Source organism: Roseovarius confluentis (genome assembly GCF_002917925.1).
Taxonomy (GTDB): domain Bacteria; phylum Pseudomonadota; class Alphaproteobacteria; order Rhodobacterales; family Rhodobacteraceae; genus Roseovarius; species Roseovarius confluentis.
In genome coordinates, this window is record NZ_PPFE01000002.1 from 368,011 (window position 1) to 389,185 (window position 21,175).

The following is a 21,175-nucleotide window of genomic DNA, read 5'->3' on the forward strand; positions in this document are numbered from 1 at the left end:
GGGCGAAAGTCCCCTGCGACATGCCGCTTTCACGTGAATTTGAGGCGCGGCACCGGCGGCTTGGCGGCGGGCGGGCGGGGGGCTAGGCTTGGGCCATGTGGTCGATCCTGAAGCATCCCGTTTTCGCGCGGCTTTTCGCGGCCCAGGTCGTCGCCCTGCTGGGCACGGGCCTGTTGACCGTGGCGCTGGGCCTTCTGGCCTATGACCTGGCCGGGGGGCGCGCGGGCGTGGTGCTGGGGCTGGCGCTGACGATCAAGATGGTGGCCTATGTGGGCCTGTCGCCGGTGATGCAGGCGGCGGTCGAGGTTCTGCCGCGCCGCGCGGTGCTGGTGGGCGCGGACATGGTGCGCGCGGGCATTGCCCTGTGCCTGCCCTTCGTGAGCGAGGTGTGGCAGATCTACGTGCTGATCTTCGCGTTGCAGGCGGCGTCGGCCACGTTCACCCCGGCCTTTCAGGCGACCCTGCCCGACGTGTTGCCGGACGAGGGGAACTATACGCGCGCGCTGTCGCTGTCACGGCTGGCCTATGACATCGAGAACCTTGCGAGCCCGGCGCTGGCGGGGCTGCTTCTGACGGTAATGAGTTACAACTGGCTGTTCCTGGGTACGGTGGCGGGATTCTGTGCCTCGGCGCTGCTGATCCTGGGCGCAGCCGTGCCGCCGGTGGGCGCGGGGGTGGGGCAAAGACCGTTTCGCGAGCGGGTGACGCGGGGGATACGGATCTACCTGGCGACGCCGCGCCTGCGGGGATTGCTGGCCCTGAATTTCCTGGCGGCGGCGAGCGGGGCCTTCGTGCTGGTCAACACGGTGGTGCTGGTGCGGGGCAGCTATGGCGGGTCCGAGACCGACCTGGCGGTGGCGATGGGCTGTTTCGGGGCCGGGTCGATGGCGACGGCGCTGGCCCTGCCGCGCCTTCTGGACCGGGTGGAGGACCGGCCCGTCATGATGGCCGCCGCACTGGCGCTGGTGGCGCTGAGCCTGGTGCTGGCGGCCGGGCTGACGCTGGGCATGGGATGGGGCGCGATGCTGGCGGGCTGGGCCGGGATCGGGGCGCTATGGGCCGCGATCCTGACACCCTCGGGGCGGCTGTTGCGGCGCTCGGCCCATGCCGGGGACCGCCCGGCGATCTTCGCGGCGCAGTTCGCGCTGAGCCATGCGTGCTGGCTGGTGACCTATCCGCTGGCGGGCTGGGCGGGCGTGACAATCGGGCTGGGGCCGACGCTGGGCCTGCTGACCTTGCTGGGGCTGGGCGCGGTGGCGGTGGCGTGGCGGGTCTGGCCGCGAGACGCCGAGGGGGTGATCACGCATCGGCATCCCGACTTGCCGCCTGATCACCCGCATCTGGAGGCGCACGGACAGGGCGCGCGCCATGCCCACGAGGTGATCATCGACGATACCCATCACCGCTGGCCCACGCACGGCTGATACTGGACAAGCGCCCCCCCTTGTGACATTTGGCGCGGCAACAGGAGACACCCCATGACAACCACCCGTTTCGCGCCGTCCCCCACCGGGTACATCCATATCGGCAACCTGCGCACCGCGCTGATGAACTTCCTGATTGCCCGCAAGGCCGGGGGGACGTTCATCCTGCGGATCGACGACACCGATCCCGAGCGGTCGAAGCAGGAATACGTGGACGCGATCAAGGAAGACCTGGAATGGCTGGGCCTGACCTGGGACCGGGTCGAGCGGCAGTCGGAGCGGCTGGACCGCTATGCGGAGGCCGCCGACACCCTGCGCGGGATGGGGCGGTTCTACGAGGCGTTCGAGACGCCGACCGAGCTGGACCTGAAGCGGAAGAAACAGCTGAACATGGGGCGGCCGCCGGTCTATGACCGGGCCGCGCTGGGGCTGAGCGAGGAACAGAAGGAGGCACTGCGCGCCGAGCGGGGCGATGGCGTCTGGCGGTTCAAGCTGGATCACGAGCGGATCGATTGGGATGACGGCATCCTGGGCGACATTTCCATCGACGCGGCCAGCGTCAGCGACCCGGTGTTGATCCGGGGCGACGGGCAAGTGCTGTATACGCTGGCCTCGGTCGTGGACGACACGGAAATGGGCGTGACGCACGTCGTGCGCGGGTCGGATCACGTGACGAATACCGCGACGCAGATCCAGATCATCGAGGCGCTGGGCGGCAGCGTGCCGCAATTCGCGCATCATTCGCTGCTGACCGGGCCGCAGGGAGAATCGCTGTCGAAACGGCTGGGCACGCTGAGCCTGCGCGATCTGCGGGCGCAAGGCGTGGAGCCGATGGCGCTGTTGTCGCTGATGGCGCGGCTGGGCTCGGCCGATCCGGTGGAATTGCGGACGGACATGGCGGAGTTGATCGAGGGGTTCGACATCTCGCGCTTCGGCTCGGCACCGACGAAGTTCGATGCGAATGACCTGTTCCCGCTGACCGCGCGGGTGTTGCAGGGGCGCGACTTTGCGGACGTGAAGGCGCATATCGTGGCGCTGGGCGTGCCCGAGGACCAGGCCGAGCGGTTCTGGAGCGTGACGCGCGAGAACATCACCACGCTGCAGGACCTGGAAGGCTGGTGGATCATGTTCCGCGACGGGGCCGAGCCGGTGATCGACGACGAGGACCGGGAGTTCGTGGCCGAGGCGCTGGCGCTGTTGCCCGAGGGGCCGCATGACGGCGACACCTGGGGGCAGTGGACGTCCGTGGTCAAGGAACAGACCGGCCGCAAGGGCAAGGGCCTGTTCATGCCGCTGCGCAAGGCACTGACCGGGCAGAACCACGGGCCGGACATGAGCCAGGTGCTGCCGCTGTTGCAGGTGATCAAGGCGAAGGGCTGAAGGCTGGTCGTCGCGCGACGTCTGCTAGAGTGGGTGTCTATTGAGGCCCCGTCGACGTCCGGTGTTGGTCATTGTTGCCAAGCCCCCAGCCGGTTAACAGCCGCGAAGCGGCCCGGCCATCGTCAGCCCCTCCCTTGGGCTGGCGATTTGGCTGAGGCTGGGCGCAACGATCATTCCGAGGATGTATTTGGCAGGCATTAAATGCTTCAGAATTGCCGTCGGATCGCCACCCCAGAGGCTGACTGATTGCCTCCGTCGCGAACGGCGGCAAAGCCCGCATGGCAGACGCGCGGTTACGGCGCAGCGGATGGCCGGAGACCCTGTTTCGCCGCGTACCTGCCATCGCGAACGCTGCGCGTGACCCAGGTCAGACCCGCCTTCGGGCAAAAACGCGGCACCTTGGCGGCTGATCGGTGCTTCTTTGCCGATGCCCCGAGTTTTTGAGCAACACATCGATGCCGGTCTGCGCCGGGAGGCTTGTTGCCGGCCCTGATTCCACCTCATCAAGATGGTCTGCCAACACCGCTACCTGGGATCGAGATATGTCTAGCGCCATAGTACTGATCGGACTGCTGATCGTTGCCGTTCTGTTGTTCGCACTGCTGACGACGTCGGCGCGGGATCGCGTCTGACGGTTTCGCCTGTTGCATCGGCGGGGATCTCCCTGACGAGTGTCGTCGTGCGAGGTGGGGCAATGCCGACACTCGCGCGGGGTGCGGGTTAGTCCCTGAGCGGGCTGAAGGTCGACACCGGCTGCACCTTGGCGCCGACGCGATCCAGCATGTCGTTCACCAGCGCCGTCTCCTTGCGCTGAAGCTTTTGGTGGCGCGGGTAGAGCGGGCGGCGGCGGTCGTCGAGGATGGGGGCGTCCCAGCCGTCGGTCGTATCGAAGAAGCGCTGCACGCCGTCCTCGCCGAAGACATGCAGGTAGCCCTGGACCACCACGTCGATATAGCTGAGCAGAACCGGGCTGACGGCGTCGGGGGTCTGGTGCTGGCCGTCCTGGATGGCGAAGACCACGAGGTCGGCGTCCTCGGGCAAGTGGGTGCGGACCTGGTGGCGGGCGGGCACTCGTTTGTAGGCGCGCTCGCGCGCGTCGAGCGCAGCCCAGTCGGCACCGGGCACGCCGGCCACGAGGCCGTCGATCTGGGCTGTGGTGTCGGGCACGGCCGTGAGATACGCCACCTCGCGCAGCGTCGTCTTGCGCCAAGCACGCCGCCAGCCAGAAAGCTGTGCGGGGTGGGCATCTGTGTAGGCGTGGGTGCCGCGATTCACCAGGCTGCCATAGCCGAAGAAGAATCCGGGTTGCACGTGGGGTACCACCTTTCTCGATTGCCCTGATGTCAACAGGCGTGGGGGCAAAGGTCAATGGGGGCGACCAAACTGTGATCGGCGCCTGTCATTCTGCTTGCAGAGGTGCGGGGCGGTCACTACGCTACTAAAGTATCGGAACGGGAGAACCGGCGTTGCCGGTGCCGAAGGAGCAACCGCCCCGGAAACTCTCAGGCGCAAGGACCGGCCGATGGAAGACTCTGGAGAGATCGCGGGAAAACCCGCGGCGCCGAAGGGATAGCGATCTCAGGCGGAAGGACAGAGGGGGCATCGAACGCGTCATGCGAGACGCGGAACGGATGCCGGTTGCCCTGCCAGATGCGCCCGGTGCGAGATGCGAAGGAGAGCCACTTGGACGATCTGCGCGAGACGCCGCTGACGGGCCTGCACAAGGCGCTGGGCGCAAAGATGACCGGGTTCGCGGGCTATGAGATGCCGCTGCAATACGAGCGCGGCGTCATGGGCGAACACCTGCACACGCGGCAAAAGGCCGGGCTGTTCGATGTCAGCCACATGGGGCAGGTCCTGATCCGCCACGAAGCGGGATATGGCGGCGCGGCGCAGGCGATGGAGCGGCTGGTGCCGGTGAGCCTGTTGGGGCTGGGCGAGAAGCGACAGAGATACGGATTTTTCACCAACGAGACGGGCGGCATCCTCGATGATCTGATGCTGACCAACCGGGGCGATCACCTGTTGGTCGTGGTGAACGCGGCTTGCAAGGCGGATGATATCGCGTTGATGCGTGAAGGGCTGCCCGATTGCGAGGTGACCGAGGTGACGGACCGCGCGCTGATCGCGTTGCAAGGGCCGAAGGCGGTCGATGCGCTGGCGCCGATCGCCGCGGGCTGCGAGATCATGAAATTCCTGGATACCGGCATTTTCACCTCGGATTACGGGGAATTGTGGGTGTCACGCTCGGGCTATACCGGCGAGGACGGTTACGAGATTTCGGTGCCCAAAGCGCAGGCCGAACCGCTGGCGCGGGCGCTGCTGCTGCACGAGGCGGTGGAGCCGGTTGGCCTGGGCGCGCGCGACAGCCTGCGGCTGGAGGCGGGGCTGTGCCTTTACGGGCAGGATATCGACCAAGGCACCACGCCTGTGGAGGCGGGGCTGAGCTGGGCCATCCAGAAGGTGCGCCGCCGGGGCGGGGAGCGCGAAGGCGGATTCCCCGGCGCGGAGGTGATCCTGGACCAGTTGGAGAACGGCATGGCGCGGTGCCGCGTGGGGCTGCGCCCCGAGGGCCGTGCACCGATGCGCGCAGGCACGCAGATTTTCGGCAGCGAGACGGGCGGTGAGGCCGTGGGCCATGTCACCTCGGGCGCCTACGGGCCGAGCATCGAGGCGCCGATGTCGATGGGATATGTCGCGGCGAGCCACGCCTCGGCCGGAACTACGCTCTATGGCGAGGTACGCGGCAAGCGCCTGCCCGTGCGGGTGGCGGATATGCCGTTCACGCCATCAAATTTCAAACGCTGAGCATCAGGGAGACTTGCATGAAATACACCGAAGAACACGAGTGGCTGGACCAGGACGGGGATATCGTCACGGTCGGCATCACCAGCCACGCCGCCGAGCAGCTGGGCGATATCGTCTTCGTGGAGCTGCCCGAGGTGGGCGCCGAGGTGACCAAGGACGACGAGATCGTGGTGATCGAGAGCGTCAAGGCGGCCTCGGATATCCTGGCGCCGCTGGATGGCGAGATCGTGGAAGTGAACGAAGTGCTGGCCGACACGCCCAGCAAGGTCAACGAGGACCCCGAGGGCGACGGATGGTTCTTCAAGATCAAGCCGTCGGACACCTCGCCGATGGACGACTACATGGATGAAGCCGCCTACAAGGATTTCATCGACTGATCCGCGCCGCCGGGCGCAAAATTTTTGAAAAATTTTGGCAAAAATCTTTCGAAGATTTTTGTGCCTTCGGCGGGGATATTTAGAGCCAGAGGAAGCGGGGGCGGTGCGGCCGCCCCGGCACAATCTTTTGTCCGACACCCGGGAGTGCCTGCCATGCCGTTCGAGCCCACCGATTACCTGCCTTATGATTTCGCCAACCGGCGCCATATCGGGCCGTCGCCCGAGGAGATGGCCGAGATGTATGCCGCGTTGGGTGTGAAGGATCTCGATCAGCTGATCGACGAGACGGTGCCCAAATCGATCCGCCAGGCGGAGAAACTGGATTTCGGCAAGCCCAAGTCCGAGCGCGAGTTGATGCACGAGATGCGGATGGTCGCGAGTCAAAACAAGGTTTTGGTGAGCCTCATCGGCCAAGGCTATCACGGCACCGTCACACCGCCGGCGATCCAGCGCAATATTCTGGAGAACCCGGCGTGGTATACCGCCTATACGCCCTACCAGCCCGAGATCAGCCAGGGACGGCTGGAGGCGCTTTTGAACTTCCAGACGATGATCTGTGACCTGACGGGGTTGGAGGTGGCGAATGCCTCGCTGCTGGATGAGGCGACGGCTTGTGCCGAGGCGATGACCATGGCGCAGCGGGTGGCCAAATCGAAGGCGAAGGCGTTTTTCGTCGACCGGGATTGTCATCCGCAGAACATCGCGGTGGTGCAGACGCGGGCCGCGCCGCTGGGGATCGAGGTGATCGTGGGCGACCCGGAGAAGATGGAGGCGGACAAGGTCTTTGGCGCGCTCTTTCAGTATCCCGGGACCTACGGCCATGTGCGGGATTTCACGCCGCAGATGGAGGCGTTGCACGCCGAGAACGCGATCGGGATCGTCTCGGCGGACCCGCTGGCGCTGACCCTGCTGAAGGAACCCGGCGCAATGGGCGCGGATATCGCGGTGGGCTCGGTTCAGCGGTTCGGCGTGCCGATGGGCTATGGCGGGCCGCACGCGGCCTACATGGCCTGCAAGGACGCGATGAAGCGGGCCATGCCGGGGCGGATCGTGGGCGTGTCGGTGGATTCCCATGGCAACCGGGCCTACCGGCTGTCCTTGCAGACCCGCGAGCAGCATATCCGGCGCGAGAAGGCCACGTCGAATGTCTGTACCGCGCAGGCGCTCTTGGCCGTGATGGCGTCGATGTATGCTGTCTTTCACGGGCCGAAGGGCTTGCAGGCCATTGCGCAACGTATTCACCGCAAGACCGTGCGACTGGCCAAGGGGCTGGAGGCGGCGGGGTTCAAGGTGGACCCGCAGGTCTATTTCGACACGATCACGGTGGATGTGGGTCCGTTGCAGGCGGCGGTGATGAAATCGGCGGTGGACGAGGGGATCAACCTGCGCCGGGTGGGCGAGCACCGCGTCGGTATCACGCTGGACGAGGCGACCCGGCCCAAGAATATCGAGGCGGTCTGGCGGGCCTTCGGGATTGAGAAGGCGGACGAGGATTTTAAGCCGGAGTACCGCGTGCCCGAAAAGATGCACCGGAAGAGCGGGTACCTCGAGCATCCGATCTTTCACATGAACCGGGCCGAGACCGAGATGATGCGCTATATGCGGCGGCTGGCGGACCGGGACCTGGCGCTGGACCGGGCGATGATCCCGCTGGGGTCGTGCACGATGAAGTTGAACGCCGCCGCCGAGATGATGCCGATCAGCATGCGGGAATTCGCGCGGTTGCATCCGTTCTGCCCGAAGGACCAGGCCGAAGGGTACCGCGTGATGATCGACGATCTGAGTGCAAGGCTGTGCGAGATCACCGGCTATGACGACATGTCGATGCAGCCCAATTCGGGCGCGCAGGGAGAGTATGCGGGGCTGCTGACCATATCCGGGTATCATGCCGCGAATGGCGAGGGGCATCGCAATGTCTGCCTGATTCCGATGTCCGCGCATGGCACCAACCCGGCCAGTGCGCAGATGGTGGGCTGGAAAGTGGTGCCGGTGAAGTCGGCGGCGAACGGGGATATCGACCTTGACGACTTCCGCGCCAAGGCGGAGGCCAATGCCGCGAATCTCGCCGGCTGCATGATCACCTATCCCAGCACGCATGGTGTCTTCGAGGAAACCGTGCTGGAGGTGTGCAAGATCACCCATGATCACGGCGGCCAGGTCTATATCGACGGGGCGAACCTGAATGCCATGGTGGGGCTGTCGCGGCCCGGGGATCTGGGCGGCGACGTGAGCCACCTGAACCTGCACAAGACGTTCTGCATTCCGCATGGCGGGGGCGGGCCCGGCATGGGGCCGATTGGCGTGAAGGCGCACCTGGCGCCGCATCTGCCGGGCGATCCGCGCGGGCAGGACGACGGGCCGGGGCCGGTGTCGGCGGCGCCTTACGGCTCGGCCTCGATCCTGCCGATCAGCTGGGCCTATACGCTGCTGATGGGCGGCGAGGGGCTGACGCAGGCGACGCGGGTGGCGATCTTGAATGCCAACTACATCGCCAAGCGGCTGGAGGGCGCGTATGACGTGCTGTACCGGGGCCGCAACGACCGGGTGGCGCATGAGTGCATCCTGGACACGCGGCCTTTCGCGGACAGTGCGGGCGTGACGGTGGATGACATCGCCAAGCGGCTGATGGATTGCGGGTTTCACGCGCCGACGATGAGCTGGCCGGTGGCCGGCACGCTGATGATCGAGCCGACGGAATCCGAGACCAAGGCGGAGCTGGACCGGTTCTGCGATGCGATGCTGGCGATCCGCGAGGAGATCCGCGCCATCGAGGACGGCCAAAGCGACCGCGAGAACAATCCGCTGAAACACGCGCCGCACACGATGGAAGATCTCGTGCGGGACTGGGACCGGCCCTATAGCCGCGAGCAGGCCTGTTTCCCGCCGGGCGCGTTCCGGGTGGACAAGTACTGGCCGCCGGTGAACCGGGTCGACAACGTCTTTGGCGACCGGAACCTGGTGTGCACCTGCCCGCCGATGGAGGAGTATGCCGAGGCGGCGGAGTGACCATGTAATCAGGCGGCCTCCCGGAGGAGACCGCCCTTACTTTGGTACTGAAATCACTCTCTAAAATCCTTGGGTCGTGCCCGGGACAGGGGCGGGACCCTCGTTCGGAAGGTGGGAGAGCCCTTCGAACGATTGCCCATGGGTCGCGGCGGGGGCGCGACGGGTTCAAATTATTTTGCGGATGTGCAGAGGAGGGCGTGCAGAAGAGGTGTGGGGCTTGCGGGTTGCAAGCCGTGCCGCCAGCCGCGCTGCGTCTGACTGACGAGCGGGTGCGTGGTGCCGGAGGTCCCGGATCAGGTCCGGGACGGGGAGGCACCAGGCTTGCAGGTCTGGTGCGAAGGCTGAACGTTACGCGGAGTCGTCCTCGACCAGTATCGAGAACACTTCGTGCAGATTTTGCCAGCTGGCCTCGTTCGCGGCGGCAAGCAGGTAGCCGGTTTCGATGCCCGCGTTGTAATCGCGGCCGTCCAGCATCCGCACGACGCCGCCGGCGCGTTGGACGATCAGAACGCCCGCCGCGTGGTCCCACGGATTGAGCGTGGAAGAGAGCAGGAAATCGGCGTGGCCTTGCGCCAGCATCCGGTATTCATGGCACGAGCAGCGCAACGAGCCCGTGCGGCCGAATTTCGGGAGAAGCGGTGCCAGCTCTTCCTGCACCGCGCGGTCCATCAATGAGAAGTGAATGTAGCCCGAAAGGCTGTCGATCTCGCCGCCTTGCGAGGTCGAAACCGGGCGGGCGCGGCCGGTGGCGCGGGTCATCTGGGCGGCACCGTCCTCTTCGGCGGTGATGAAATCGTCCATCACCGGATCGTAGAGCAGGCCGAAGACCGGTTTGCCGAAGCGGGTGACCGAGACGATGACGCCGAACACCGCCAGACCATTGACGAAGTTCCACGTGCCGTCGACGGGATCGAGGATGAAGGCAAGTTCGGCCTCGGCCAGCTTGCCGCGCAGGGCAGGGTCGGCGGCGGCGGCTTCCTCACCCACGACGAGGGCGTGGGGGAACATTTTTTGAAGGCCGCGCGCGATCATGGCCTCGGCCGCGTGGTCGGCCTCGGTCACCAGGTCGTCGGGACCGGATTTCGAGGTGATGTCGGCGGCGGCAAGGTTGCGGAAGCGGGGCATGACCTCGGCCCGGGCGGCGCGGCGGACAAGGTTGACGAGCGCAGCCTTCTGCGCCTTTGTCAGCGGCGATGACACGGGGATGGGCAGGGTTTCCGTCATGGACGCTCCTTGTACGACTCGAAGGTGAGGGAATGCGGATTAAGTGCCACCGCGCGCGCCGGATCGCAACCGGATCGGGGTACGGGATGGGCGGTTATTCGCGGCTGCGCAAAACTTTTGCGGGGCGGGCCGAGATGGGGCCCAGGGCAAAGGCGAGGCCCGCCAGCAGGCTGATCAGTGCGCCGCCCGCGACGATGCCGAGTGCGGGGGGCCAGGCCACGGCGAAAGAGGTTTCCATCACGTAGTGGCTGACGGCCCAGGCGCCGGCGATGCCAGCACCGAGTGCGACGCTGCCCGCCGCTGCGCCGAGGAGCGCGGCGCGCAGGGAAAGACCCCAGAGGATGCGGGCGCGGCTGGCACCGAGCACCTTGAGGATCGCCGCCTCGTAGCTGCGGGCGCGGGCATCGGCGGCGGCGGCGCCGATCAGCACCATGAAGCCGGTGAGTAGCGTTGCGGCGGCGCCCCATGCGGTGGCCGAGGCGAGACTGCCCAGAAGGTCGCTGACGCGGGAGACGGCGTCGCGCACCGAGATGGCGGTGATGTTGGGGAACTGGCGCGAGAGGTCGCGGAGGATGGCGGTTTCCGATTCGGCGTTGGAGTAGACCGTGGCGATATAGCTGTGCGGGGCGTTCACCAGCGCGGCCTCGTTCAGGATCATGATGAAGCCCATGCCGGCGGTGGAAAAATCGACCTCGCGGAAGGAGGTGATTTCCGCCGTCAGGTCGCGGCCGAGGATGTTGAGGGTAATCTCGTCGCCAAGGCTCAGGCCCATCTCTTCGGCTTCCTCGGCGGCGAAGCTGACCTGGGGCGGGCCGGAGTAGTCCTCGGGCCACCAGTTGCCGTCCGTAACTGTGCTGCGGTCGGGCAGGGCGGCGGCATAGCTGACGCCGCGGTCGCCTTGCAGGACCCAGTGATCGCCGGCGACCTCGGCTGCGGGCTGGCCGTTGATCTCGGAAAGGATACCGCGAAGCATGGGGGCGGCGTCCACGCGGGTGACGCCGGTGTCGCTGTCGAGCCGGGCCGAGAAGTCGGGCATCTGGTCGCGCTGGATGTCGACGAAGAAGAAGCTGGGCGCACGGGTGGGCAGGTCCCGGGTGATGGCGTCGCGCAGGTTGCGGTCGACCTGGCCCACGGCGGCAAGGACCGACAGGCCGAGGCCGAGCGACAGGACCACGGCGCTGGCGGTGCTGCGCGGGCCGCCTATGGCGCCGAGCGCCCAGCCGAGCGCGGTGCGGCCCCGGGCCAGCGGGCGCATTTTGCGGGCGGCGGCGCGCAGGGCAAGGCCCGCGAGGGCCAGCACGACGAGGGCGGCGGCGATGGAGCCTGCCGTCCAGTAGGTCAGGGTCGCGTTGCCGGAGAACCATGCAGCGACCCAGACGAGAACCGCGACGAGGGCGGCGGTGGTCAGGATGAAACCCGCGCCGGGGATCGTGCCGGACGTGTCGGCGTCTCGGTAAAGCGCGGCAGGGCGGATATCTCGTGCCTGAGCGAGCGGCCAGAGCGTGAAGATGAGGATGGTGAGGGCGCTGTAGATCGCGGCCTCGGCCATGGGTCCCGGGTAGGGGGCGAAGACGGCAGGCACCGGCAGTTGCGCGGTGATGATGGGCGACAGCAGCACCGGCAGGCCGACGCCGAGGGCGAGGCCGAGGGTGATGCCAAGGGCGCCCAGAACGGCGACCTGCATCAGGTAGGTGAGGAAGATCGTGCGTTGGTCCGCGCCGAGACTGCGGAGGATGGCGATGGTCTGCGTCTTGCCCGACAGATAGGCGCGCAGCGCGGCGGAGATGCCGACGCCGCCGACGGCCAGACCGGAGAGGCCCACGAGGATCAGGAACGCGCCGAGACGCTCGACGAATTCGGCCACGCCCGGCGCGCCGTTTCGGGCGTCGGACCAGCGCATGCCGCTGCCTTCGAGGGCGTCCTCGGCCTCTGCCCGGGTGGCGTCGAGATTTGTGCCGGGGGGCAGGTCGAGGCGGTAATGCGAGGAAAAGAGCGTGCCGGGTTCGAGCAATCCCGCGCCGTCCAGCGCGCTGCGCATGACGATGGTGCGGGGGCCGAGGCCGAAGCCGCCGGTGCGGCTGTCGGGTTCCCGCTCGATCAGGGCGCGCAAGGTGAAAGATTTGGAGCCCAGCGTGACGGTGTCGCCGGGGGTCGCGCCAAGGCGGTCAGCCAGGGTGGGGTGCATGACGAGGCCATCATTCACCAGCGCCTCATTCAGGGGAATGTCGGGGGAAAGGCCCACCGTGCCCACGAGGGGATAGGCGGTGTCAACGGCTTTCACCTGCGTCAGGCTGCGTTCCTCTCCGAAGACGGCCATGGAGCGGAAATCGGCGATCTCGGAGACTTGCGTGGCGGTGTCTTGCATCCACGCAAGCTCGTCCGGGTTGGCGAAGCGGTAGGTCAGTTCGATTTCCGCGTCGCCGCCCAAGAGCGTGGCGCCTTCCTGGGCGAGGCCCTCGGTGATGCTCTGGCGGACGGTGCCGACGGCGGCGATGGCCGCGACGCCGAGGATCACGCAGGCAAGGAAGATGCGGAACCCGTGCAGGCCGCCGCGCAGTTCGCGGGCCGCAAGGCGTGCGGCGAGCCGGAGTTTCATGCGGTGCGGGCCTTGGGGGTCTGACGCTCGGAAAGGTGGCCGTCGCTGAGTTCGGCCACGCGGGCGCAGCGATCGGCAAGGCCGGGGTCGTGGGTGACGAGGACCAGCGTGGCGCCGTGGCGGTCCTGAAGACCGAAGAGCAGATCGATGATGGCGGTGCCGGTGGTGCTGTCGAGATTGCCTGTGGGCTCGTCCGCCAAGAGGATATCGGGGCGCGGCGCGGCGGCGCGGGCCAATGCCACGCGCTGTTGCTCGCCGCCCGAGAGTTGCGAGGGATAGTGGTTCAGGCGTTTGCCCAGGCCCACGGCGGTCAGCTCCTCCTCGGCGCGGGTGAAGGCGTCGGGATTGCCGGCCAGTTCGAGGGGGGTGGCGACGTTTTCCAGTGCGGTCATGGTTGGAATAAGGTGGAAGGACTGGAAGACCACGCCGATATGATCGCGGCGCAGGCGGGCGAGCGCATCCTCGGACATTGTCGTGAGGTCTTGGCCCAAGGCCGTGACCGTGCCACCGGTGGCGCGTTCCAGCCCGCCCATCAGCATCAGCAGCGAGGATTTGCCGGAACCCGACGGCCCCACCAGCCCGAGTGTGTCGCCGCGGTGGACATCGAGGCTGATCGCCTCAAGTATGTCGACGGGGCCTGCATTGCCTTGCAGCGAGAGTGCGGCCTCGCGTAGCGATAACACGGGGTCTGTCATGGGGTTCTGCCTGTCTGCTTTTCGTCGTTTCACATATGGGGTCCGGGCCTTGGCGGGCAAGGTTGCGGCGCTTGTTTTCCTTGGTTTACCGGCATTTGGTGAAGAGCCGGTGACGATCCTGGCGCTGGGTGACAGCCTGACGCAGGGCTACGGGCTGGCGCAGGACGACGGGTTCGTGCCGCAGCTGGAAAGCTGGTTGGAAGAGAACGACGTCGCGGCCGAGGTCATCAATGCGGGCGTGTCGGGAGATACCACTGCCGGGGGCGCATCGCGGGTCGAATGGAGCCTGACGCCCGAGGTCGACGCGATGATCGTGGCGCTGGGCGGCAACGACATGCTGCGCGGGTTGGACCCGGGCGAGGCGCGGGCGAACCTGAGGACGATCCTTGAGGTGGCCGAGGGGCAAGACCTGCCGGTGCTTATGGTGGGGATGCAGGCGCCGACGAATTTCGGGCCGGATTACAAGGCGGCGTTCGACGCGATGTACCCGGAGTTGTCGCAAGAGTTCGGCGCGCTTTATTTCGAGAGCTTCTTCAAAGGGTTGGGCGAGGGGGATCCATCCGAGCTGCAGGGGTATTTCCAGTCGGACGGGATTCATCCGAATGCCGAGGGCGTGGCCCGGATCGTCGAGGCGATGGGGCCGGCGGTCGCGGATCTGGCTGACCGGGTGGAGTGAGGTCGCGGGGCTTTCCTGCTTGGCCGGATCTCAGTCTGAACCCGAGGAAGCGGTCCCGGGTCAAGCCCGGGACGGGAAGTTTGGCGGCTGACGTTGGCGGCCCGTCGCTTGCGCGGGGCGCGACAAGCCGCGCCTTGGTTCCGCGCAGGTCTCTTAGAGAACCGTGACCACCGTGCCCAGCGGCACGCGTTCGTAAAGGTCGATCACGTGCTCGTTGATCATACGGATGCATCCGTTGGACACCGAGCGCCCGATCGAGCGGGGTGCGGTGGTGCCGTGGATGCGGAAATACGTGTCACGACCGTTCTGGAAGAGGTAGAGCGCGCGTGCGCCCAGCGGGTTGCCCTTGCCGCCCGGCTGGACGTAGTCGTTGCCCTTGAACTTGGCATAGGTCTTGGGCTCGCGCTCGATCATTTCCTGCGTCGGGCGCCAAGTCGGCCACTTTTTCTTGACGTCGATGGTGGCGCGGCCGGTGAACTCCAAGCCGGCTTTGCCGACGCCCACGCCGTAGCGGCGGGCGCGGCCCTGCTCGGTGATCAGGTACAGGAAATGCGCCTTGGGCAGGATCAGCATCTGGCCGGGGGCATACTGGGCCGAGATGTTCACATCCTGCGGCATGTATTTTGGAGCGATCTGGAACGACTGCGCGGCGGCAGGCAGCGCGGGCGCAGTGGCAGCCGCGGCCGCGGTGGCCACGAATTGGCGGCGATTCATCATGTTTTCTTCCCCTCGAAACGGCGGCATGTGGGTGTGGCGATATTCCGCCACATGAGCATTTAGAAATCAAAAACAAGTGAATGGCGGTAGGGCAAGCGATTCTGTGACCGTCAAGCGTCAGTTTCCCGAAGCTGCGGCAGAGAGGTAACGGATTGCCGCGCGCGGCAGGCGGAGACCGGTGCGGCGCAGGAGGGCCGGATACTCGATTTCGCCTGAAAGCAGGTGCATATAGTCGCGTTTGAGCGTTTGCGAGGCTGTAAAGGTACGGGCGAAGAACGGCTGCAGGCGCGCGGAGAAGATCAGCGGACGCAACAGGCGGGCCTGCGCGATCGCGCGGCGGATCGGCTTGGTCGCGGTCGTGTAGAGCGGAAGGGCGCGCTGGGCATCCCCTTGATCCAGCGCGGTTTTCGCGGCACGGGCGGCGAGGGCGCCGGAGTGGATGGCGTGGCCGATCCCCTCGCCGGTGATCGGGTCGACAAGGCCGGCGGCGTCGCCCGCGAGCAGGACATTGTCCTTGCCGGGGATGGGCCTTGGGGCGCCGAAGGGCAAAAAATGGCCTTTGACCTTGGCGGTCTGACCGGTTCCCAGCTTGTCCAGATAGGTGGCGAGGTGCGATTTCATGTCGGGGTTTTGGGCGTGAAGGCCACCCAAGCCTATGGTCGTGCTGTATTTTTTCGGGAAGGACCAGCCGTAGCCCCAGTCGGCGGCGGCAAAGTCGATGCGGATGGGCGTGGCCTCGGTCGGGGCTTGCGAGGGGCCTTCGACCTCCAGCGCGAAACCGATGGTGTCTTGGGAAAAAGGCTTGCCGAACAAGGCCTTGGCGGTGGGGCTTTGAACGCCGTCGGCGGCGATGAGGAGCTTGTAGGAGAGGGGTTCGCCCTCGGCCAGATTGACTTTATTGTTTTTGAAATCAAGGGCTTCGATGCGGTGACCGGTATAGTCGGCGGCCCCGGCGGCAAGGGCCTGTTTCAGCAGGTGATGATCGAAGTCCCAACGCATGGTGAGGTGCAGTGGCGGGACGTCCTGGAGGTCTCCAAGATATTGATCTTTCAGGTGAAATTCGAAATTCCGCCGTGTCTCGAAAAGGTCCGGGGTGATCTGCATGCCGAAAATGTCGGACAGATGCGCCGCACAGCGGCCTGTCACAAGCCCGCCGCAGAGTTTCTGGCGTGGAAACAATGCCTTGTCGACCAGCGCAACGCTCAGGCCAAGCGTGCGGGCCTGCATGGCGGCGGCGGTTCCGGCGGGGCCGGCGCCGAGGATGACAAGGTCGAAATCGGGCATCTTGGACAGGGGAGATAGAGCATCCCGAGGGGCGCGGAAAGACGTGTCGGTATCACGTCGGTATCCGGGTGGTAACGCGGCGGTGCGGTGGGGTTAAGTTCCGGTAAGGGTTTGGGGCGAGGATGCGGGCTCGCCACAGAGGAGCCCGCCATGCCCACCAAGACCGAACGCGCCGCCCGCGCCAGCCTGATGCAAAGCCTGATCTATCTGCAGCAGGAAAGCTGGATCCCCGACACGATCGCGGACGAGATCCCGGAGGCGTGGCACACGCTGGAGATGGACGTGCCGGTGGAGGAGCCGAAGGAGAAGGTGACGCTGTATCTGGACCGGTCAGTGGCGCGGTTCTACCGGGCGATGGGGAAGGGGTACCAGGGGCGGATCAACCGGCTGCTGGCGACGTATATGCAGATGCATCTGGCGAAGGAGGTGCGGTTGGAGGAGGTGTTGCGGGAGAGGGTTGGGATGGGGGAGTAGGGGAGAGGCAACCTTTTCTTAATCATGTTTCGTTCAGGGTTGGGGGATGTCTAATTACCTCCGACCGAACGTTCCCGGTGCAACGGTGTTCTTCACCATGACCCTTGCGGAACGGGGGAGCCGATTGCTGGTGGATGAGATCGCGCGTTTGCGTGCGGCGGTCCGGCGGACTCGGGTCGAGCGGCCGTTTCATATCGACGCCTGGGTGGTCTTGCCGGATCACCTGCATGCTGTTTGGACCTTGCCGGAGGGAGATCATGATTTCTCGACGCGGTGGGGCGCGATCAAGTCGCGGTTCACGCGGAGCCTGCGGGATGACTGTAGGGTGGGGTTCCACCCCACCTTGGCAAAGGAGACGGGACATGCGGTGGGGTGGAACCCCACCCTACGCCGGTCGGAGAGCAAGCGCCGGAAAAGGGATGCCGGGATCTGGCAGCGGCGGTTTTGGGAGCATCATGTGCGTGGCCCGGAAGACTACGATGCGGTGTTGCTGGATGAACCCGGTCAAGCATGGGTTCGTGGTAGAACCAACGGATTGGACGTATTCTTCGGTGCATCGGGACCTGGCATCCGGGCGTTTGAATCTCGGGTAGAATGCGTGGGTTTTCACCCACCCTACGTCATCCTCGGGTTTGATCCGAGGATCTTGGGGTCCGGAGGTCCCGGGTCGAGCCCGGGACGGCGAGGGAGCAGGTCAGTTCCCGGCAGATCGATGGGGTGGGCACGCATTTCCTGCGGAAACGCTTTCGCCCACTGGTGACATTTGGCCAGAGGCCAAAAGTCACCTCGCGAACTTCTTATGCTTGATCCTCTTCGGTTCTAGCGCGTCTGGCCCCAAACGTCTCTTCTTATCTTCCTCGTAATCCTCGAAGTTGCCTTCGAACCATTCGACATGGGCCTCGCCTTCGAAGGCCAGGATGTGGGTGCAGATGCGGTCGAGGAAGAAGCGGTCGTGGGAGATGACCACGGCGCAGCCGGCGAAGTCGACCAGCGCGTCTTCCAGGGCGCGGAGGGTTTCGACGTCGAGGTCGTTGGTCGGTTCGTCGAGCAGGAGGACGTTGCCGCCTTCTTTCAGGAGCCGGGCCATGTGGACGCGGTTGCGTTCGCCGCCTGACAGCAGCGAGACTTTCTTTTGCTGGTCGCCGCCCTTGAAGTTGAAGGATGAGCAATAGGCGCGGGAGTTCACTTGCGCGTCGCCCAGTTGGATGATTTCGGCGCCGCCGGTGATGGCCTCCCACACGGTGTCGTTGTCCTTGAGGTCGTCGCGGGACTGGTCGACATAAGAGAGTTCGACCGTGTCGCCGTAGGACAGCTCGCCCTTGTCCGGCTGCTCCTGCCCGGTGAACATCTTGAACAGCGTGGATTTACCGGCGCCGTTGGGGCCGATCACGCCGACGATGCCGCCGGGGGGCAGCGAGAAGGTCAGGTCCTCGATCAGAAGCTTGTCGCCCATGGCCTTTTGCAGGCCCTCGACCTCGATCACCTTGCCGCCAAGGCGGGGGCCGTTGGGGATGACGATCTGGGCGCGGGAGACCTTTTCACGCTCGGACTGGTTGGCCAGCTCGTTGTAGCGTTCGATCCGGGCCTTCTGCTTGGACTGGCGGGCCTTCTGGCCCTGCCGCATCCATTCCAGCTCGCGTTCGAGGGTCTTCTGCTTGGACTTGTCCTCGCGCTTTTCCTGTTCCAGCCGCTTGGCCTTTTGTTCGAGCCACGCGGAATAGTTGCCCTCGTAGGGGATGCCGCGGCCGCGGTCCAACTCGAGAATCCAGCCGGTGATGTCGTCCAGGAAATAACGGTCGTGCGTGACGATCAGGATCGTGCCCTTGTAGTCGATCAGGTGCTGTTGCAGCCAGGCGATGGTTTCCGCGTCGAGGTGGTTGGTGGGCTCGTCGAGGAGCAGCATGTCGGGCGCCTCGAGCAGCAGCTTGCAGAGCGCGACACGGCGCTTTTCGCCGCCCGAGAGTGTGCTTACGTCGGCGTCGTCGGGGGGGCAGCGCAGCGCCTCCATCGAGACGTCGACCTGGCTGTCGAGATCCCACAGGTTGTTGCTGTCGATCTCGTCCTGGAGGGCGGCCATCTCGTCGGCGGTTTCGTCCGAGTAGTTCATCGCCAGTTCGTTGAAGCGTTCGAGCTTGGCCTTGTGGGCGGCGACGCCGAGCATGACGTTTTCGCGCACGGTGAGGCTTTCGTCGAGTTGGGGTTCCTGCGGCAGGTAGCCGACCTTGGCGCCCTCGGCGGACCACGCCTCGCCGGTGAAATCGGTGTCGAGTCCGGCCATGATCTTCATCAGGGTGGATTTACCGGCGCCGTTCACGCCGACGACGCCGATCTTCACGCCGGGCAGGAAGCTGAGATGGATGTTCTCGAAACATTTCTTGCCGCCGGGGTAGGTCTTGGAGACGCCCTGCATGTGGTAGACGTATTGGTAGGCTGCCATGGTCCGTGCTCTTTTCGTAAAGGGGATACGTTGAGGCCCATGTAACCGCGCCGGGCGGCGAATTCAAACGGGATAACGCGTCAGGCGCGCGGGTGCAGGCGGGTGACGCGGGGGGTGTCCGGGCCCTTGTCGAAATCCGCGGGCAGGGGCAGGTTGGCGGAAAGCCAGGCGATCATGTCGTCGCAGGGCTGGGGATGGGCCAGCACGAAGCCCTGGATCGCGGGGCAGCGCGCGACGCGCAGGAGGCGCAGCTGCTCGGCGGTTTCGACCCCTTCGGCGGTGACATGGGTGCCCAGCTTGCGGCACAGCTCGATGATCGAGCGGACGATGGCGCGGTTGCGCGGATCGGTGGCGATGTTGGCGGTGAGCGAGCAGTCGAGCTTGATCTCGTCCACCTCGATTTCAGAGATATGGGCAAGGCCCGCATAGCCTGTGCCGAAATCGTCGAGCGCCACGCGGGCGCCCATGCGTTTGAGCCGGTCGACGGCGGTGGCGATGGTGCGGCCGCCGCCCTGGAGGATCGTGGTCTCGGTGATCTCGACGCAGATCTGCGCGGGCTTGAGCCCGCGTGATTGCAGCGCCCAGTCCAGCAGGCCTGCGTAGTTCACATCCGTGAGCGCCTCGGCGGAGACGTTGAGGGAGAGGGTCAGATCCTCGAAGCCGGCCTCGTGCAGGCGCTTGAGCGCGTCGAGCGACAGGTGCATCGACTGGTAGTCGAGATCGGCCAGCACGCCGGCGCGGCGGGCGGTCTCGAAGAACGCGCCGGGGGGCAGCTGGCCAAGGCGGGGATGGTTCCAGCGCAGAAGCGTCTCGCACCCGGTGATGCGCCCGCGCGTCAGGTCAAGCTGGGGTTGCAGGTGCACGGTCAGCTGCTTTTCCGTGGTGGCGAGGCGCAGTTCGCGGGCCATCCGGTTCTGCGCGATCTGAACCTGCCCCAGGGCGGGGGTGTAAAGCTGGACGCGGCTGCGGCCGCGGGTCTTGGCCTCGTAGAGGGCCTGGTCGGCGTGATGGATGAGGGTTTCGCCGTTTTCCTTGTTGTTCTGTGCCAGGCAGGCGCCGATCGAGAGGCCCACGCGGATTGCCTGGTTTTTCCACATCAACGGGTCGTCGGTGGCGCCGAGCAGCAGTTCGGCCCGGGTCAGCAGCGCCTCCTCGGTCGCCATGCCGAGGCAGACCAGCAGGAATTCGTCACCGCCAATGCGGCAGGCGAGGTCCTGCGGGCCGCAGAAGCGGCGCAAGAGGTCGGCCACGTGCAGGAGTGCGGCGTCGCCGGCGGCGTGGCCCAGCGTGTCGTTGATTTCCTTGAACTTGTCGAGGTCGAGATGCAGCACGCCGACGCGCCGCTCGGCCAGGGCGCGGGCCACGATGTCGGAGGCGAGGTATTGCGACAGCCGCTTGCGGTTGGCCAGCCCCGTGAGGTCATCGTGATGTGCGGCGTGTTGCAGGCGGGCCATGGCGCGGCGCAGGCCCTGTTCGGTCTCGACCGTGCCGGTCACGTCGCGGCAGGTGACGGCGATCTTGTGCCCCGTGGGCGTGGCCAGCAGCGTGAAGCTGTGCAGGTTCCAGAAGGTTTCACCAGTCGCGCGCTTGTGCCGGGCGAGGTGGTCGCGGTCGAAGATGGCGCTGTGGATGTCATAGCGGAAGGCGGCCACCTTGGCGGAGTCGACGCGGGCGCCGTCGGGCAGGACATGGGCCATGACCTTGATCCCGCGCACGCGGTCGAGAGAGGTGGCGAACATCGCCTCGGCGGCGGGGTTCATCCATTCGACGTGCCCTTCGATATCCTGGACGATGATGGCGTCCTGGGTCCGGTTCAGGAATTGCGGGCAGCAAGACAGATCGTCCACAGGGCGCGACGGGCCAGCCCTGTCCGCTGACGGACCCTGCGCCGCATCGGCGGGATGCGGGTGCGATATGTTGCTCTGCTCTGCCACGCCCATACTCTTGCGGTCCTCACCGAGAGCCGTCTTGCCACGCGGCGCTTAACATTCCGTGCGACTTCAAAGGCTAAATCCCTAAAATTGCGTCGAATCCCGGTGCAGGGGCGCGTGGCGAAAAGGCTGGACATCCCGCCACA

General features: G+C 65.9%; 16 protein-coding genes and 1 riboswitch. Of the genes, 8 read left to right on the top strand and 8 right to left on the bottom strand.

Features of this window, described 5'->3' with window-relative positions; translation table 11 throughout:
- The first annotated feature begins 95 nt into the window (after positions 1-95).
- Together C2I35_RS06660 and gltX are read left to right on the top strand one after the other, a co-directional pair.
- On the top strand, positions 96-1,424 hold the full coding sequence (locus C2I35_RS06660; RefSeq protein WP_103762239.1) for an MFS transporter: 1,329 nt from the start codon (positions 96-98) through the stop codon (positions 1,422-1,424).
- A 54-nt stretch (positions 1,425-1,478) separates the two neighbouring features.
- The gene (gltX, locus tag C2I35_RS06665; RefSeq protein WP_103762240.1) at positions 1,479-2,804 is read left to right on the top strand and encodes a glutamate--tRNA ligase; all 1,326 of its coding nucleotides are present in this window, start codon (positions 1,479-1,481) and stop codon (positions 2,802-2,804) included.
- Positions 2,805-3,524: 720 nt separating this feature from the next.
- Here gltX and C2I35_RS06670 read toward each other — a convergent pair.
- Positions 3,525-4,115 (bottom strand): gamma-glutamylcyclotransferase family protein, encoded by a 591-nt coding sequence (locus tag C2I35_RS06670; protein WP_103762241.1) that lies wholly within the window; start codon positions 4,113-4,115, stop codon positions 3,525-3,527.
- Positions 4,116-4,245: 130 nt separating this feature from the next.
- A riboswitch (glycine riboswitch) is annotated at positions 4,246-4,332 on the top strand.
- 155 nt (positions 4,333-4,487) lie between these two features.
- Between C2I35_RS06670 and gcvT the strand changes: the two genes are divergently transcribed.
- The 3 genes from gcvT (at position 4,488) to gcvP (ending at position 8,995) form a co-directional block, all read left to right on the top strand.
- Positions 4,488-5,612: a glycine cleavage system aminomethyltransferase GcvT gene (gcvT, locus tag C2I35_RS06675; RefSeq protein ID WP_103762501.1), complete on the top strand. Its 1,125-nt coding sequence runs from the start codon at positions 4,488-4,490 to the stop codon at positions 5,610-5,612.
- Between the two features lie 17 nt (positions 5,613-5,629).
- A complete protein-coding gene (gene gcvH / locus C2I35_RS06680; RefSeq protein ID WP_103762242.1) occupies positions 5,630-5,989 on the top strand; it encodes a glycine cleavage system protein GcvH in 360 nt (119 codons plus the stop codon).
- Positions 5,990-6,142: 153 nt separating this feature from the next.
- Positions 6,143-8,995 carry an aminomethyl-transferring glycine dehydrogenase gene (gene gcvP / locus C2I35_RS06685; RefSeq protein WP_103762243.1) on the top strand — a complete coding sequence of 951 codons (2,853 nt, stop codon included), beginning with the start codon at positions 6,143-6,145 and terminating at the stop codon, positions 8,993-8,995.
- Between the two features lie 348 nt (positions 8,996-9,343).
- On the opposite strand, the gene C2I35_RS06690 is transcribed toward gcvP, so the two are convergent.
- The 3 genes from C2I35_RS06690 to C2I35_RS06700 all read right to left on the bottom strand — a co-directional run bounded on the left by C2I35_RS06690 (position 9,344) and on the right by C2I35_RS06700 (position 13,510).
- Positions 9,344-10,219 (bottom strand): inositol monophosphatase family protein, encoded by an 876-nt coding sequence (locus tag C2I35_RS06690; RefSeq protein WP_103762244.1) that lies wholly within the window; start codon positions 10,217-10,219, stop codon positions 9,344-9,346.
- Between the two features lie 94 nt (positions 10,220-10,313).
- Positions 10,314-12,815 carry an ABC transporter permease gene (locus tag C2I35_RS06695; RefSeq protein ID WP_103762245.1) on the bottom strand — a complete coding sequence of 834 codons (2,502 nt, stop codon included), beginning with the start codon at positions 12,813-12,815 and terminating at the stop codon, positions 10,314-10,316.
- On the bottom strand, positions 12,812-13,510 hold the full coding sequence (locus C2I35_RS06700; protein WP_103762246.1) for an ABC transporter ATP-binding protein: 699 nt from the start codon (positions 13,508-13,510) through the stop codon (positions 12,812-12,814). Before C2I35_RS06700 ends, C2I35_RS06695 begins: the two co-directional genes overlap by 4 nt.
- Between C2I35_RS06700 and C2I35_RS06705 the strand changes: the two genes are divergently transcribed.
- Positions 13,509-14,186: an arylesterase gene (locus C2I35_RS06705; protein ID WP_103762247.1), complete on the top strand. Its 678-nt coding sequence runs from the start codon at positions 13,509-13,511 to the stop codon at positions 14,184-14,186. The genes C2I35_RS06700 and C2I35_RS06705 overlap by 2 nt on opposite strands.
- Positions 14,187-14,339: 153 nt before the next feature.
- On the opposite strand, the gene C2I35_RS06710 is transcribed toward C2I35_RS06705, so the two are convergent.
- A complete protein-coding gene (locus tag C2I35_RS06710; protein WP_103762502.1) occupies positions 14,340-14,903 on the bottom strand; it encodes a L,D-transpeptidase in 564 nt (187 codons plus the stop codon).
- A gap of 117 nt (positions 14,904-15,020) precedes the next feature.
- Entirely contained in the window at positions 15,021-16,187 is a 1,167-nt protein-coding gene (locus C2I35_RS06715) for an NAD(P)/FAD-dependent oxidoreductase (protein WP_103762248.1), read from the bottom strand.
- Positions 16,188-16,337: 150 nt separating this feature from the next.
- On the opposite strand from C2I35_RS06715, the gene C2I35_RS06720 reads away from it, so the two are divergent.
- Together C2I35_RS06720 and C2I35_RS22725 are read left to right on the top strand one after the other, a co-directional pair.
- The gene (locus tag C2I35_RS06720; RefSeq protein ID WP_103762249.1) at positions 16,338-16,661 is read left to right on the top strand and encodes a BrnA antitoxin family protein; all 324 of its coding nucleotides are present in this window, start codon (positions 16,338-16,340) and stop codon (positions 16,659-16,661) included.
- Between the two features lie 97 nt (positions 16,662-16,758).
- Positions 16,759-17,421, top strand: a complete 663-nt coding sequence (locus C2I35_RS22725; RefSeq protein WP_425442893.1) for an REP-associated tyrosine transposase — start codon at positions 16,759-16,761, stop codon at positions 17,419-17,421.
- A gap of 21 nt (positions 17,422-17,442) precedes the next feature.
- Here the strand turns inward: C2I35_RS22725 and ettA are convergent, their stop codons facing one another.
- Together ettA and C2I35_RS06735 are read right to left on the bottom strand one after the other, a co-directional pair.
- Positions 17,443-19,098, bottom strand: coding sequence for an energy-dependent translational throttle protein EttA (ettA, locus tag C2I35_RS06730; RefSeq protein WP_103762250.1), 1,656 nt, complete (start codon positions 19,096-19,098; stop codon positions 17,443-17,445).
- A gap of 80 nt (positions 19,099-19,178) precedes the next feature.
- Positions 19,179-21,032 carry a putative bifunctional diguanylate cyclase/phosphodiesterase gene (locus tag C2I35_RS06735; protein WP_170067137.1) on the bottom strand — a complete coding sequence of 618 codons (1,854 nt, stop codon included), beginning with the start codon at positions 21,030-21,032 and terminating at the stop codon, positions 19,179-19,181.
- Positions 21,033-21,175 lie beyond the last annotated feature (143 nt).

Excerpts from the sequence above, each read along its gene's own strand:
- C2I35_RS06660 (WP_103762239.1), top strand. The coding sequence starts at position 96 with ATGTGGTCGATCCTGAAGCATCCCGTTTTCGCGCGGCTTTTCGCGGCC.
- gltX (WP_103762240.1), top strand. The coding sequence starts at position 1,479 with ATGACAACCACCCGTTTCGCGCCGTCCCCCACCGGGTACATCCATATC.
- gcvH (WP_103762242.1), top strand. The coding sequence starts at position 5,630 with ATGAAATACACCGAAGAACACGAGTGGCTGGACCAGGACGGGGATATC.
- gcvP (WP_103762243.1), top strand. The coding sequence starts at position 6,143 with ATGCCGTTCGAGCCCACCGATTACCTGCCTTATGATTTCGCCAACCGG.
- C2I35_RS06690 (WP_103762244.1), bottom strand. The coding sequence starts at position 10,219 with ATGACGGAAACCCTGCCCATCCCCGTGTCATCGCCGCTGACAAAGGCG.
- C2I35_RS06695 (WP_103762245.1), bottom strand. The coding sequence starts at position 12,815 with ATGAAACTCCGGCTCGCCGCACGCCTTGCGGCCCGCGAACTGCGCGGC.
- C2I35_RS06705 (WP_103762247.1), top strand. The coding sequence starts at position 13,509 with ATGGGGTTCTGCCTGTCTGCTTTTCGTCGTTTCACATATGGGGTCCGG.
- C2I35_RS06700 (WP_103762246.1), bottom strand. The coding sequence starts at position 13,510 with ATGACAGACCCCGTGTTATCGCTACGCGAGGCCGCACTCTCGCTGCAA.
- C2I35_RS06710 (WP_103762502.1), bottom strand. The coding sequence starts at position 14,903 with ATGATGAATCGCCGCCAATTCGTGGCCACCGCGGCCGCGGCTGCCACT.
- C2I35_RS06715 (WP_103762248.1), bottom strand. The coding sequence starts at position 16,187 with ATGCCCGATTTCGACCTTGTCATCCTCGGCGCCGGCCCCGCCGGAACC.
- C2I35_RS06720 (WP_103762249.1), top strand. The coding sequence starts at position 16,338 with ATGCCCACCAAGACCGAACGCGCCGCCCGCGCCAGCCTGATGCAAAGC.
- C2I35_RS22725 (WP_425442893.1), top strand. The coding sequence starts at position 16,759 with ATGACCCTTGCGGAACGGGGGAGCCGATTGCTGGTGGATGAGATCGCG.
- ettA (WP_103762250.1), bottom strand. The coding sequence starts at position 19,098 with ATGGCAGCCTACCAATACGTCTACCACATGCAGGGCGTCTCCAAGACC.